The following is a 15075-nucleotide window of genomic DNA, read 5'->3' as shown; positions in this document are numbered from 1 at the left end:
CAGCCCGGTCCGAAGCCGGAATCGAACCCCGTGCCCCAGCCCGGTCCGAAGCCGGAATCGAACCCGATGCCACAGCCAGGCCCGAATCCGGATACCAACCCGATACCTACACCCGCGCCACAGCCCGATAAGTTTGTTCCGGGTTTGACCAGCCCAGGTCCTGATGAGAATAAATTCGACAAAAACTGGCGCTTCAATGCTCGACTTTCATCCAGATCCTGAAATCCACTGGCTCATAAGAACGCTTGAATAAAACGGGGGCTTCTCCGAGGTATACCACTCGGAGAAGTACTGTTTAAGGAGAAACTTGTGTCGTGCTGTTCGATTAATAATATTGCGCGCGTGATAGATGTCCGTCAGGTGGCACCTGTTGATACGTTGAAACCCATTAATGACACTCTGCAGTGCACTCCAGTTAATTACGGAACTGTCGAGACAGCTAAAAATAGCATTGGTACTAATAGGGAATTAGTCACTACATTGTCGGGGCTGGTTGCGTCTTTTTTTTCACAGTTGATTTCTCTGTTGTCCGATAAAAAAGATACGACAGTTCCTGACGTTCCTCCTCCGCCCAGGGTTCAGCCTGAGGTTGCGCCTCGGGTCATACCTGAACCGCTACCACCAAAGCCAGAGGTCGCCGCACACATTCCGGGTCTTTCGATAAAGCGTAATGGGGCTAAGCCGGACAACATCTGGAGTGGCTTTCGCCAAGGGCCAGATGGCAACTGCGTTACCGTATCGGCCATCAAGGCAGCCATGTACCGATTTGGTCAAAGCCCTACGGACATTTTTCGCTCAGTGAGAAAAGAGCCTGGCGGTTATCACGTGGTCATGCGCGACGATTTTCAGCTGAGATTGACCGACTCGGAGTTGGCGCAAGCAGCACAAGGTTCGCGGTTCATAGGTCCCGATAAAGAGATGCTCAAGGATGCGCAGTTTCTTTTTGCCGTCAGCGCCAAGCGCGCGCAAATGGAAGACAACGATGGTACGGCGAGCAGGAGTTTTCATGCTGCCATTCGCAGCCTGAACAATGGGGAGGATGAGTGGGGGCCGGGGGAGGGGTTTCTGCGCCTGGGGTTGAGGAAACACATGAGAACGGTGCCCGTCAGTGCGCTCGCCGGTGGGCAAGTGGGTATGTGCAATCGGGATAAGCATTCGGTAGCGGTTATCAATGGTCGTGAAGAGTTGTGGGGGCGCCGAGGCTCGGCCCCTACCTACGGCCATGCTGTAGCGCTTATGTAATTGAACAGGCACCCAGGCGGGCGGCTCCGTTGACGGCAGTGGCGCTTGGCTGCATCTTTTGCAACCTCGCGTGATCAGGCGCGGCCCTATTCCAGCAACCGCCTGAAACCCTCGATCGGCAATGGCCGGCTGTGTAAATACCCCTGGAACAAATGGCAGCCCAGCTTTTGCAGGAACGCCAGCTGTTCCAGGGTTTCCACCCCCTCGGCGATGACTTCCAGGTTCAGGCTGCGCGCCATCGCCACAATGGCGCGGATGATTTCTGCATCATTGGGGTCGTGGGTCGCATCGCGCACGAACGACTGATCGATCTTCAGTGCGTCCACCGGCAAGCGCTTGAGATAGGTCAGGGATGAGTAGCCGGTGCCGAAATCATCCATTGCAAAGCTCACGCCGAGTTTTTTCAGGCGGCGCATCTTCATCACGGTGTCGTCCAGGTTCTGGATCACGATCCCTTCGGTGATTTCCAGTTTCAGCAGGCTGAACGGCAGGCCGTGTTGCTTGAGGCTGTGCTCCACCCGTTCCACAAAGTCGTTCTGGCGAAACTGCCGCGGGCTGATATTCACGCACAGGCTGAAATTGAGCGGGTCCACCAGGCCGGCGGCAATCAACTGGGCAAAGGCGCCGCAGGCTTCATCGAGAATCCAGGTGCCGACCTCCAGGATCAGGCCGCTGTCTTCCAATACCTTGATAAATTCCGCCGGCGACTGCGCGCCCAATTGTGGATGCTGCCAGCGCACCAGGGCTTCGGCGCCGATTATCCTGTTGCCTCGCGCATCCACCTGGGGCTGGTAATGCACGCTGAATTCGCCGCGTGACAAAGCCAGGCGCAAGTCGGTTTCCATGCGCAGGCGCTCGCTGGCGGTTTTTTGCATGCTGTTGTGGAACATCTGCGTGGTGTTGCGCCCGGAGTCCTTGGCGCGGTACAGGGCGATGTCGGCACGCTTGAGCAGATCGGCGGGTGTGGTGCCGTGGTCGGGGATCAGCGCCACGCCGATGCTGGGCGTGACCTGCAACCGGTGACCGTCAAGGAACATGGGTTCCGAGAGCAATTCGCGCAGGGTATCGGCCAGCGCTTGCACCTGGCTGCTGACCGTCTGGCGGGTGCCCTCCAGGCCGCTGAGCAATACCACAAACTCGTCGCCGCCCAGGCGCGCCACGGTGTCCTCCGTGCGCACGCTGGCTTCCAGGCGCGCGGTGACGATTTTCAGCACGGTGTCGCCAACGGGGTGGCCGAGGGAGTCGTTGATGTGCTTGAAGTGATCCAGGTCCAGAAACAGCAGGGCGCCGCGCAGGTTGTGGCGCTTGAGCAGGGCGATCTGCTGGCTCAGGCGGTCCATCAGCAGTGCCCGGTTCGGCAGGTTGGTCAGCGGGTCGTGATAGGCCAGGTGCCGGATCTGCGCCTGGGCGTTCTTCAATAGGCTCACATCCCGCGCGGTCAGCAGCAGGCAGGGGGTTTCATTCAAGGTGATCGGCTCCACCGAGACCTCCACCGCCAGAACCTCGCCACGCTTGTTGCGCCAGAGCATTTCCAGGTGGTGAATGCGCCCCTTGATGTGCAACTCGGCCAACAGTGCGGCGCGTTGGTTTTCATCGGCCCAGATGCCGATCTGGTACAGCGTCAGGCCGATGGCTTCTTCGGTGCGGTAACCGGTCAGGCGGCAAAAACCGTCGTTGACCTCCACGTAACGGCCGGTGTCGCGTTCGGTGATGGATATCGCATCGGGGCTGGAATGGAACGCCTTGGCAAACTTCTCTTCACTGGCCTTGAGTGCGGCTTCCGAGCGTTGCTGTTGGGTAATATCGCGCAGCGTGGTGACGATGCACGGCTGGTCGCTGACCTTGATCAAGCGGCTGGAAATCATGCAGGTCAGGCTTTGGCCGTCCTTGTGATGCACCACTATGGCCACATTGCTCAGGGCCTGTTCGCGTATCACCTGCTCGATGCGCTGCAGGCGCTTGCTGGAGTCGTCCCACAAGCCGATTTGTTCGGCGCTTTTGTCGAGCACTTCGGCGGCTGTCCAGCCAAACGTCTGGGTAAACGCCGGGTTGATCTCGATAAAGGCGCCGCTGTCCAGGCAGGTCACGCAGATCGGGTCGGGGCTGGCCTGGAACAGGCTGGCGAACTTTTCTTCCGAGGCGGTCAGCCGTTGCTCGCGCTCGACCTGGTCGGTGATATCCAGCAAGGTCCCTGCCATGCGCAGGGGCTTGCCTGACTCATCGCGATACAGGCGTGCGCGGCTCTCCAGGTAGCGCGGGCTGCCGTCTTCCATTTGCACGCGGTAGGTCAGCTGATAGTTGCCGTCCGGGCCTTCGCGCAAACTGCGGTACGCATGGCGCATGCCCTCGCGGTCCTCATCGGACATGCCCTCAAAAAACGCATCGAAGGATTCATGGAACGGCGCGGGTTCCAGCCCGTGCAACTGGGCGGCACGCGCCGAGCCGTAGAGCATGCCGCTGGGGATGTGCCAATCCCAGGTACCCAGTTGCGCGGAATCCAGAGCCAGGTCCAGGCGCTCCTGGCTTTCCTTGAGCGCTTGCTCGGCGTTTTTGCGTTCGGTGATGTCCAGAAAGGTGCTGATCAGGTACGCCTCGCCGTCCAGTTCCACCTTTTGTGCGCTGAGGGTGCCGTCATGAATCTGGCCGTTGCTGGCGCAGAACTGCACTTCCATGGTGATGGGTTCGCCTTTGCGTTGCGTGGCCTTGACCAGCAGCGCCCGCTGTTCCGGGTGGCGCCACAGGCCCAGTTCCAGGGTGGTGCGGCCGATGACATCAGCCACCGGCCAGCCGAACAGCATTTCGAAATACTGGTTGGCTTCGCTGATCAAACCGTCGGCCTGGCGCGTCAGCAGTACCATGTTCGGGCACAGGTGGAACAGGGTGGCGAAGCGCTTTTCCGAATGGCTGAGAGCGTGTTCACGGTCGCGTTGGTGGGTGATTTCGCGGATGACCCCGATCATGCGCCGCCGTCCGGCTTTATCGGGGGCCAGGTTGCCGCTGATTTCCAGCCAGTGCAGGCTGCCATCGGGCCATTGGATGCGGTGGTGCATGGCGCGGTCGAAGGGCTCTCCGGCGAGCACCGCATGAAAGCCGCGCACCACCCGCGCACTGTCTTGCGGGGCCAGTAGGTCTAGGTAATCGAGGTCCTTGGGCAGAGGCTGGCGCGGGTCAAAGCCGAATAGCGCCTGGGTGCCCCGTGACCAACTGATTCTTCCTGTGTCGATTTCCCAGCACCAGGCACCCAGCCGCGCGGCATTGAGGGCCGCCAGCAGTTGCGGGGCACTGTCCCAGCTTTGTTCCGCCGCTTGAGGGTCCAGGGCGTAGATGCGGGGCAGGGGTGGAATCGGGTCAAGGGGGTTGCGCATTATCAAAGGGCCTTGGCTCATTGAGAAAACCGCGCGGTTTGACCTAAACCCCTGGCCCGCACAGTGTCATGCCGGTAACCCTGGCAGATCGACCTGTGCATCCAACAGGCTCATGAAAGCCCGCGCAGCGTTCGACAGCGTCCTTTCGGTGTGCACGATATAGCCTAGCTGGCGACTGAGCTGTATGCCCGGCAAAGCGATACTTGCCACCTGATCGTCGAGCATGGTGCGCGGCAACACGCTCCAGGCCAGGCCGATGGAGACCATCATCTTGATGGTTTCCAGGTAGTTAGTGCTCATCGCGATATTGGGCGTCAGGCCCTGGGCCTCGAACAGGCGGCTGACAATATGGTGGGTAAAGGTGTTGCCACCGGGAAACACGGCCGGATGCCCGGCGATATCGCCCAGGCTGACGGAACCGTTGCTGATCAGGCTGTGTTCCGGCGCCACCACAAAATCCAGCGGGTCGTCCCACACCCGGGTAGCACGTACCAGGTTGTGGGGCTCAGGCGCCAGGGTGATTACCGCGACTTCCGCACGGCCATGGAGGATTTCTTCGTAGGCCACTTCTGAATCCAGAAACTGAATATCCAACGCCACCTTCGGATATTGCCGGGTGAAGGTGCGCAGAATCGGCGGCAGGCGATGCAGGCCGATATGGTGGCTGGTGGCCAGAGTGAGGCGCCCGCTGACTTCGCCGGTGAGGTTGGTCAGGGCCCGGCGGGTGTCGTCCAGCACGTTGAGGATTTGATAGGCGCGGGGCAGCAAGGCCCGCCCGGCCTCGGTCAAGCCGACTTCGCGGCCCAGGCGGTCGAACAGCCGTACCTTCAATTGTTGTTCCAGACCGGCGATGCGCTTGCTGATAGCCGGCTGGGTCAGGTGCAGGCGTTCGCCGGCGCCGGAGAAGCTGCCGGTCTCGGCGATGGCGATAAAGGCGTTGAGGTTGGCCAGGTCCATGGTGCTATTCCAGTTGGTAATCCAAAGCATAAAAAATATGAATTTGAGTTATTTAATGTAGCGCCATACCATCAGCCTCACAAGCCAAAGGGTTATTGAAAAGCCCGGCGTATAGAAGCACCGCTGATGAGGACCGACTGATGGCCGGCAAAACGCTTTACGACAAGCTTTGGGATTCCCACGAAGTGAAACGTCGCGATGATGGATCGTCGCTGATCTACATCGACCGTCACATCATCCATGAAGTGACCTCGCCCCAAGCGTTCGAAGGCCTGCGACTGGCCGGGCGCAAGCCTTGGCGCGTCGACTCCATCATCGCTACGCCGGACCACAACGTGCCGACCACTCCTGAGCGCAAGGGCGGCATCGAAGCCATTGCCGACCAGGTTTCGCGGTTGCAGGTGCAGACCCTCGACGATTATTGCGACGAATACGGCATCACCGAATTCAAGATGAACGACGTGCGCCAAGGCATCGTCCACGTCATCGGCCCGGAGCAGGGCGCCACCTTGCCGGGCATGACCGTGGTCTGCGGTGACTCTCATACCTCCACCCATGGTGCGTTCGGCGCCCTGGCCCACGGCATCGGTACTTCCGAGGTGGAGCACGTGTTTGCCACCCAGTGCCTGGTGGCCAAGAAAATGAAGAACATGCTGGTACGCGTCGAAGGCCAATTGCCGTTTGGCGTGACCGCCAAGGACATCGTACTGGCTGTGATCGGCAAGATCGGCACCGCGGGCGGTAACGGCCATGCCATCGAGTTCGCCGGCAGTGCTATCCGCGAGCTGTCCATTGAAGGCCGCATGACCATTTGCAACATGTCCATCGAAGCCGGTGCCCGCGTGGGCATGGTGGCGGCGGACGAAAAAACCGTCGAATACGTCAAGGGCCGCCCGTTCGCGCCGCAAGGCGCCGATTGGGATGCCGCCGTCGAAGCGTGGAAAGACCTGGTCTCCGACGCCGATGCGGTGTTCGACACCGTGGTCGAACTCGACGCTGCGCAGATCAAGCCGCAAGTCAGCTGGGGCACTTCGCCCGAAATGGTCCTGGCCGTCGACCAGAACGTGCCGGACCCGGCCAAAGAGGCCGACCTGGTCAAGCGTGGCTCCATCGAGCGCGCCTTGAAATACATGGGGTTGACCGCCAACCAGGCGATCACCGATATCCAGTTGGACCGCGTGTTTATCGGTTCCTGCACCAACTCGCGGATCGAAGACCTGCGCGCCGCAGCGGTGATCGCCAAGGGCCGCAAGGTGGCCTCGACCATCAAACAAGCCATTGTGGTGCCAGGTTCCGGGCTGGTTAAAGCCCAGGCGGAAGCCGAAGGCCTGGACAAGATCTTCCTCGAAGCCGGTTTTGAATGGCGTGAGCCGGGCTGCTCGATGTGCCTGGCGATGAACCCGGACCGCCTGGAGTCGGGCGAGCATTGCGCGTCGACCTCCAACCGTAACTTCGAAGGGCGCCAAGGCGCGGGTGGGCGTACTCACCTGGTGAGCCCGGCCATGGCCGCCGCTGCTGCCGTCAACGGTCGTTTCATCGACGTTCGCGAATTGATCTGAGGAAAACCCGATGAGAGCTTTTACCCAACACACAGGCCTTGTAGCGCCGTTGGACCGTGCCAATGTGGACACCGACCAGATCATCCCAAAGCAGTTCCTGAAGTCGATCAAGCGCACCGGTTTCGGCCCCAACCTGTTCGATGAGTGGCGCTACCTGGACGTGGGCTACGCCTACCAGGACAACTCCAAGCGCCCTCTGAACAAGGACTTTGTGCTCAACGCCGAGCGTTACCAAGGCGCCAGCGTGTTGCTGGCCCGGGAAAACTTCGGCTGCGGCTCCAGCCGCGAGCACGCGCCTTGGGCCCTGGAAGAGTACGGCTTTCGCAGCATCATCGCGCCGAGCTACGCCGATATCTTCTTCAACAACAGCTTCAAGAACGGCCTGTTGCCGATCATCTTGAGCGACGCTGAAGTGGACGAGTTGTTCCAGCAAGTGGAGGCCAATGTCGGCTACCAGTTGACGGTGGACCTGGCCGCGCAAACCGTGACCCGCCCGGATGGCAAGGTGTACCACTTTGAAGTGGATGCCTTCCGTAAGCACTGCCTGATCAACGGCCTGGACGACATTGGCCTGACCTTGCAGGACGGCGATGCGATTGCTGCGTTTGAAACCAGGCACCGGGCGAGCCAGCCCTGGCTGTTTCGCGATGCCTGACGTTATGTAGGCCGCACTGGCCCCTTCGCGAGCAAGCCCGCTCCCACATTCGAACGAGTTTCTTCAGTTGAAATGCAATCAAATGTGGGAGCGGGCTTGCTCGCGAAGGCGGCAGTACAAGCAACACAACTCTCAAGGAAAGCCACCATGACCACCACCGCCCACACCCAAGTCGTGCAAAAACAATTCGGCGAGCAAGCCTCGGCCTACCTGAGCAGCGCCGTACACGCCCAGGGCACCGAATTCGCACTGCTACAGGCCGAACTGGCCGGGCAGGGCGCTGCACGCCTGCTGGACCTGGGCTGCGGTGCCGGTCATGTCAGCTTCCATGTAGCGCCTCTGGTCAAAGAAGTGGTGGCCTACGACTTGTCCCAGCCTATGCTCGACGTGGTGGCCGCCGCCGCCAAAGACCGCAACCTGGACAACATCCGCACCGTGCACGGCGCCGCCGAGCGCCTGCCGTTCGCCGATGGCGAATTCGACTTCGTGTTCAGCCGTTATTCGGCCCATCACTGGAGCGACCTCGGCCTGGCCCTGCGTGAAGTGCGCCGGGTGCTCAAGCCGGGTGGCGTGGCGGCATTTGTGGATGTCTTGTCACCGGGCAGCCCGCTGTTGGACACTTACCTGCAAACCGTCGAAGTGCTGCGCGACACCAGCCATGTGCGTGACTATTCCAGCGCCGAGTGGATGCGCCAGTTGAGTGAGGCCGGCCTGCACGTGCGCAACAGCAGTCGCCAGCGCTTGCGCCTGGAGTACACCTCGTGGGTTGAACGCATGCGCACGCCAGAGGTACTGCGTGCAGCAATCCTTGAGCTGCAACAGGCGATGGGCCAGGAAGTACGTGATTATTACGAAGTTCAAGCCGACGGCACCTTCAGCACCGATGTGCTGGTGGTCTTCGCCGAACGCTGATTGATTTTTCCCGACCTGCCCACGGGCGGGTCGCTTGATGAAATGAGGAACGCATGAGCAAGCAGATTCTGATTCTCCCTGGCGACGGTATTGGGCCGGAAATCATGGCCGAAGCGGTCAAGGTCCTTGAGCTTGCCAACAGCAAGTACAGCCTGGGCTTCGAGCTGAGCCACGACGTGATCGGCGGCGCTGCCATCGACAAGCACGGCGTGCCGCTGGCTGACGAGACCCTCGACCGCGCCCGGGCTGCCGATGCGGTACTGCTCGGTGCCGTGGGTGGGCCGAAATGGGACAAGATCGAGCGTGACATCCGCCCTGAGCGCGGCTTGCTGAAAATTCGTGCGCAACTGGGCCTGTTCGGTAACCTGCGCCCGGCCATCCTCTACCCGCAACTGGCTGACGCGTCGAGCCTCAAGCCGGAAGTGGTGGCGGGCCTGGATATCCTCATCGTGCGTGAGCTGACCGGCGGTATCTACTTCGGCTCGCCACGGGGTGTGCGCGAGTTGGAAAATGGTGAGCGTCAGGCCTATGACACGCTGCCATACAGCGAGAGCGAAATCCGCCGTATCGCCCGGGTCGGTTTCGACATGGCGCGCGTGCGCGGCAAAAAAGTCTGCTCGGTGGACAAGGCCAACGTGCTGGCTTCCAGCCAACTGTGGCGTGAAATCGTCGAAGAAGTCGCCAAGGATTATCCGGACGTCGAACTGAGCCACATGTACGTCGACAACGCCGCCATGCAACTGGTGCGCGCACCCAAGCAGTTCGACGTGATTGTCACCGACAACCTGTTCGGCGACATCCTGTCCGACCAGGCGTCGATGCTCACCGGTTCCATCGGCATGCTGCCGTCGGCGTCCCTGGACACCAACAACAAAGGTATGTACGAGCCGTGCCACGGTTCGGCGCCAGACATCGCGGGGCAGGGCATTGCCAACCCGCTGGCGACGATTTTGTCGGTGTCGATGATGCTGCGCTACAGCTTCAACCTGGGCGATGCGGCGGACGCAATCGAGAAGGCCGTCAGCCTGGTGCTGGATCAGGGCTTGCGCACCGGCGATATCTGGTCCCAGGGTTGCACCAAGGTCGGGACGCAAGAAATGGGCGACGCAGTAGTCGCCGCGCTGCGGAATCTGTAATCTCTCGGGCCCGCTTGCAGTTGTTGCTGCAAGGCGGCCCACTTTTTAACAAGGTGTAGTTGCGATGAAACGTGTAGGTCTGATCGGTTGGCGCGGTATGGTCGGTTCCGTGCTCATGCAGCGGATGCTGGAAGAGCAGGATTTCGATCTTATTGAGCCGGTGTTTTTCACCACTTCGAACGTAGGTGGCCAAGGGCCGTCCGTGGGCAAGGATATTGCCCCGCTCAAGGATGCCTACAGCATTGAAGAGTTGAAGAGCCTCGACGTGATCCTGACCTGCCAGGGTGGCGACTACACCAGCGAAGTCTTCCCCAAGCTGCGCGAAGCCGGCTGGCAGGGTTACTGGATCGACGCCGCTTCGAGCCTGCGCATGCAGGACGACGCGGTGATCATCCTCGATCCGGTCAACCGCAAGGTCATCGACCAGCAACTGGACGCCGGTACCAAGAACTATGTGGGCGGCAACTGCACCGTCAGCCTGATGCTGATGGGCCTGGGCGGCCTGTTCGAAGCGGGCCTGGTGGAGTGGATGAGCGCGATGACCTATCAGGCGGCCTCCGGTGCCGGCGCGCAGAACATGCGTGAACTGATCAAGCAGATGGGCGCGACCCACGCCGCTGTCGCCGATCAACTGGCTGACCCGGCCAGTGCGATCCTCGATATCGACCGCCGTGTGGCTGAGGCCATGCGCAGCGATGCTTACCCGACCGAGAACTTCGGCGTGCCATTGGCCGGTAGCCTGATCCCGTGGATCGACAAGGAACTGCCTAACGGTCAGAGTCGCGAAGAGTGGAAGGCCCAGGCCGAAACCAACAAGATCCTGGGGCGCTTCAAGAACCCGATCCCGGTGGATGGCATCTGCGTGCGCATTGGCGCCATGCGTTGCCACAGCCAGGCGCTGACTATCAAGTTGAACAAAGATGTGCCGATCGCCGATATCGAAGGGCTGATCAGCCAGCACAACCCTTGGGTCAAGCTGGTGCCGAACAACCGCGATATCAGCATGCAGGAGCTGAGCCCGACCAAGGTCACCGGCACCCTGAATGTACCGGTGGGCCGCCTGCGCAAGCTGAACATGGGCAGCCAGTTCCTTGGCGCGTTCACCGTTGGCGACCAACTGCTGTGGGGCGCGGCTGAGCCGTTGCGTCGCATGTTGCGGATTTTGCTGGAGCGTTGATCGCTTGAGGCAATAACAGAAACCCGCGTTCTGGTGACAGGCGCGGGTTTTTTGTTGCCCTTGTGATCGTTCCCACGCTCTGCGTGGGAATGCAGCTCTGGACGCTCTGCGTCTGCTTTAGAGGCGTGACGCGGAGCGTCACAGGAGGCGTTCCCACGCAGAGCGCGGGAACGATCAGGGGGGCTGTAATTGCCTCACCCTCTACCACCCGGTAAAGTGCCGCTCCCCCGTAATGCCCGAGGCAATCCCATGACCCAGACCTTTGAAATCGCCGTGATCGGCGCTACCGGTACCGTTGGCGAAACCCTGGTGCAGATTCTCGAAGAGCTGGAGTTCCCGGTGGGCACCTTGTACCTGCTGGCGGGCAGCAACTCGGCGGGGGCTTCGGTGCCGTTTCGGGGCAAGAACGTGCGGGTCAAAGAGATCGACACGTTTGATTTCAGCAAGGTGCAGTTGGCGTTCTTCGCTGCAGGCCCCGCGGTGACCCTGAGCTTCGCCCCGCGTGCCACCGCCGCTGGCTGCGCGGTGATCGACTTGTCTGGCGCATTGCCCGCCGAGCAGGCGCCGCAAGTGGTGCCGCAGGCCAACGCCCATGTGCTGGGCGCGTTGAAAAAGCCTTTCCAGCTCGGCAGCCCGAGCCCTTGTGCCACCTACCTCGCGGTGGTGCTGGCACCGTTGCGCAATGTAGTGGACATCCAGCGCGTGAGCGTCACCGCCAACCTGGCCATCTCTGCCCAGGGCCGCGAGGCCGTCAGCGAGTTGGCGCGCCAGACTGCCGAACTGCTGAACGTGCGTCCCTTGGAGCCAGCGTTCTTCGATCGGCAAGTGGCGTTCAACCTGCTGGCGCAAGTCGGCACGCCAGACGTCCAAGGTCATACCGCCCTGGAGAAGCGCCTCGTACACGAACTGCGTGCGGTGCTGGAAACACCTTTACTAAAGATTTCCGCCACCTGCGTTCAAGCCCCGGTGTTTTTCGGCGATAGCCTGACTGTGTCGCTGCAACTGGCCGCGCCGGTCGACCTGGCCGCGGTGAACCGCGCCCTCGACGCTGCGCCGGGAATCGAGCTGGTCGAGGAGGGCGATTACCCCACCGCCGTAGGCGATGCCGTCGGCCAGGACGTGGTGTACGTCGGGCGAGTTCGCGCAGGTATCGACGACCCGGCGGAACTAAATCTTTGGTTGACGTCAGATAACGTACGCAAAGGCTCGGCCCTGAACGCCGTGGAACTGGCGCAGTTGTTGATAAAAGACCTTGTGTAAAAGATACTTGGCGGCAATTTGTAGATTGATTCTAGCCAGGCGCTATGCTTGGTCCCAAGTGAAACACAAGCGCGTCGGTGACCTATCGGCTCGCCATGCCTTATGGCAGCGGTTACCAACCTTCTCGCAGAGCGGGAAGTGTTCAAACAAAGGATGAGGCTATGGTTCAAGTTCGCAAACTGGTGTTAGCAATAGCGGCCGCCTCGGCGCTGTCCTCCGGTATGGCGCAGGCGCTGCAACTTGGGGAGATGACCCTCAAGTCGAAGTTGAACCAGCCGCTGTCGGTGGAAATCGAATTGCGCGATGTGGGCGGCCTCACGGCGTCCGAGATCACCCCCAGCCTGGCTTCGGCCCAGGCCTTCGTGGATGCGGGTGTCGACCGCCAGGCGTTTCTCGATGACCTGACGTTCACGCCGGTGATCAACCCCGAAGGTCGCAGCGTGGTACGTGTGACCTCCAGCAAACCGCTGCCCGATTCCTACGTGCGTTTCCTCATGCAGGTGCAATGGCCCAATGGCCGCTTGATGCGTGACTACAGTGTGCTGCTCGACCCGGCCAAGTTTGACCAGCCGGCACCGACTGCCAGCGCGCCTGCCAGCTCTGCGCCTGCCACTGGCACGCTTGCCCGGCACACCACCACGCCCCACGATACCTTGTGGGAAATTGCCGCGAAGAACCGTCATGGCGCCTCGGTCCAGCAAACGATGCTGGCTATCCAGGCGCTTAACCCGGATGCCTTTGTCGACGGCAACATCAACCGCCTGAAAACCGGCCAGGTGCTACGCCTGCCGGATATCACCCAAAGTACAGCCCTGGCCCAGCCGCAAGCGATTGCCGAAGTGAGTGCGCAGAACGCCGCCTGGCGCCAGCGCCAGCGCAGTCCTCAGGGGCAAGTGGCTGGTAAGCCGCAGTTGGATGCAACCCGGCGCACCCAGGCCGGCAATGCGCCGTCGAGCACCCAGGCCAAGGACAATTTGAGCCTGGTATCGGCGCAAGCCGCCAAGAAAGGTGGCAAAGGCGCAGCTGGGGACAGCCGCGCCCTGAGCGACAAGCTGGCGATGACCCAGGAAGAGCTCGACACCACGCGGCGCGACAACGAAGAACTGAAAAGCCGTGCCGCCGACCTGCAAAGCCAGCTGGACAAGCTGCAGAAGCTGATCCAGCTGAAGAATGACCAATTGGCTCGTTTGCAGGCGCAAACGGGTGAGCCAGCCGCGATCCCCGCACAGTTGCCCGGTGAGCCTGCAGCCGAGCCTGCGGCCCCTGTTGCAACGCCAGCGCCAGCGCCTGAACCGGTCAAGCCGGCTGCCGCGCCGGCCAGTACCGAAGGCAAGTTCAATGATCTGCTGACCAACCCGATTGTGCTCGGCATCCTTGGCGGTGCGGCCCTGCTGGTGGTGCTGCTGCTTCTGCTGCTATGGGCTCGCCATCGCAATGCTCGCCGTGAAGAAGAGAAGCATCTGCGCATGGCTCGGGCGTTGGCCGAAGAGCCTGAGTTCGTTTCCAATATCGATCAAGACCTGCCGCCTGACAGCTTCGAGGGCCTTGAAGTGCCGCCGCCGAGCGTCAAGCTCGCCACCGCAGTGGCGCCAGCAGCCGCACCCGCGCCAGCACCGGTGGTCGAGACGGTTGTGGCGCCGACGGTCGCCTCCGTGCTGGCGCCGTTGGCGGTTGCCGTGGCTCAGGAAAATTCCAGCGACGCCCTGGCCCAGGCCCAATCCCATATTGACCGTGGCCACCTGAACCAGGCGGCGGATGTGCTTGAACAAGCCATCAAGCACGAGCCCAAGCGCAGCGACCTGCGTTTGAAGCTGATGGAAGTCTATGGCCTGCAGAACAACAAGGACGGGTTCGTCACCCAGGAGCGCCAGTTGGTGGCCAACGGTGAGAACCATGCCCAGGTCGAGCAGCTCAAGACGCGCTTCCCGGCCATGGCCGTGTTGGCTGCGGGTGTCAGTGCCGCAGTGGCCGCCGCAGCCCTGGATGCGCAATACGTCAAGGACCTGCTCGACGACAAGCCGGCCTCGGCTGCGCAGGCAGACACCTTCGACACCGATTTCGACTTGAGCCTGGATGACCTGGAAGCCGCCTCGCCGGCCGAGATCGCGCAAGACCAGCAAACCTTTGAAACATTGCTCAAACAACAGACCGAGTCTAAGGCCGACGCACAGGACCTGTCGGACTTTGACCTGGACCTGCAGCTGGACCCGCCCGCGTCGCAAACCGATGACGACTTCCTGTCGGGCCTTGAAGAGCAGATCAAGGATGTACCGCCAGTGGAGCCGCCGACCCTGACGCCGGCTGCGCTGGACGAATTCGACCTGCCGGAAGACTTTGACCTGTCGCTGGCGGACGAGCCGAGCAACCCTGCGGCCAAGCCCGATGCCTTCGCGTCGGAGCTGGACGACGTCAACGCTGAACTGGATCGATTGTCCCAGAGCCTGGAGCATCCGCCGATCGAGCCTTCCTTCACGGCTGAAGATGCCGCGCTGGGTGCTGAGGATGAGCCGGATTTCGACTTCCTCTCGGGCACCGATGAAGTGGCTACCAAGCTCGACCTGGCCCAGGCCTATATCGACATGGGCGATGCTGACGGCGCGCGAGACATCCTGTCCGAGGTGCTGACCGAAGGCAACGAAGGCCAGCGTGGCGAAGCCAAGGAAATGCTCGGCCGAATCTAACGGCCGAGGCAGAAAAATGTGTGGGCTTGTTGTGGCGAGGGAGCTTGCTCCCGCTGGGGTGCGTAGCGCCCCTGAAAAGCGGGCTCCAGCTGCGCTGTCGAACGGGAGCAAGCTCCCTCGCCACAAAAACC

At 61.3% G+C, this 15075-nt stretch carries 10 protein-coding genes; 8 read left to right on the top strand and 2 right to left on the bottom strand.

Annotated elements, in window-relative coordinates; all coding sequences use genetic code 11:
- Positions 1-309: 309 nt before the first annotated feature.
- The gene (locus BT204_RS27845) at positions 310-1242 is read left to right on the top strand and encodes a hypothetical protein (RefSeq protein ID WP_175550961.1); all 933 of its coding nucleotides are present in this window, start codon (positions 310-312) and stop codon (positions 1240-1242) included.
- Between the two features lie 86 nt (positions 1243-1328).
- On the opposite strand, the gene BT204_RS08150 is transcribed toward BT204_RS27845, so the two are convergent.
- Positions 1329-4607 carry a PAS domain S-box protein gene (locus tag BT204_RS08150; RefSeq protein ID WP_072446284.1) on the bottom strand — a complete coding sequence of 1093 codons (3279 nt, stop codon included), beginning with the start codon at positions 4605-4607 and terminating at the stop codon, positions 1329-1331.
- 66 nt (positions 4608-4673) lie between these two features.
- Positions 4674-5564, bottom strand: coding sequence for a LysR family transcriptional regulator (locus BT204_RS08145; protein WP_034126233.1), 891 nt, complete (start codon positions 5562-5564; stop codon positions 4674-4676).
- Between the two features lie 140 nt (positions 5565-5704).
- Between BT204_RS08145 and leuC the strand changes: the two genes are divergently transcribed.
- The 7 genes from leuC (at position 5705) to BT204_RS08110 (ending at position 14944) form a co-directional block, all read left to right on the top strand.
- Positions 5705-7123, top strand: coding sequence for a 3-isopropylmalate dehydratase large subunit (gene leuC, locus BT204_RS08140; RefSeq protein ID WP_054922598.1), 1419 nt, complete (start codon positions 5705-5707; stop codon positions 7121-7123).
- Between the two features lie 10 nt (positions 7124-7133).
- Positions 7134-7778 carry a 3-isopropylmalate dehydratase small subunit gene (leuD, locus tag BT204_RS08135; protein WP_014719160.1) on the top strand — a complete coding sequence of 215 codons (645 nt, stop codon included), beginning with the start codon at positions 7134-7136 and terminating at the stop codon, positions 7776-7778.
- Between the two features lie 147 nt (positions 7779-7925).
- A complete protein-coding gene (locus BT204_RS08130; protein ID WP_072446282.1) occupies positions 7926-8690 on the top strand; it encodes a class I SAM-dependent methyltransferase in 765 nt (254 codons plus the stop codon).
- A gap of 53 nt (positions 8691-8743) precedes the next feature.
- Positions 8744-9826 carry a 3-isopropylmalate dehydrogenase gene (gene leuB, locus BT204_RS08125; protein WP_003192555.1) on the top strand — a complete coding sequence of 361 codons (1083 nt, stop codon included), beginning with the start codon at positions 8744-8746 and terminating at the stop codon, positions 9824-9826.
- Positions 9827-9890: 64 nt separating this feature from the next.
- Positions 9891-11003, top strand: coding sequence for an aspartate-semialdehyde dehydrogenase (gene asd / locus BT204_RS08120; protein WP_003192554.1), 1113 nt, complete (start codon positions 9891-9893; stop codon positions 11001-11003).
- 249 nt (positions 11004-11252) lie between these two features.
- The gene (locus BT204_RS08115) at positions 11253-12263 is read left to right on the top strand and encodes an aspartate-semialdehyde dehydrogenase (RefSeq protein ID WP_054899004.1); all 1011 of its coding nucleotides are present in this window, start codon (positions 11253-11255) and stop codon (positions 12261-12263) included.
- A gap of 161 nt (positions 12264-12424) precedes the next feature.
- Entirely contained in the window at positions 12425-14944 is a 2520-nt protein-coding gene (locus BT204_RS08110; RefSeq protein WP_072446280.1) for a FimV/HubP family polar landmark protein, read from the top strand.
- The last annotated feature ends 131 nt before the right edge of the window (positions 14945-15075 follow it).

Origin of the sequence: Pseudomonas sp. NFPP02 (assembly GCF_900119355.1) — a bacterium.
Lineage (GTDB): Bacteria > Pseudomonadota > Gammaproteobacteria > Pseudomonadales > Pseudomonadaceae > Aquipseudomonas > Aquipseudomonas paracarnis.
Note: the sequence above shows the minus strand (reverse complement) of the source record. Positions and strands in the feature narration are given on the sequence as shown.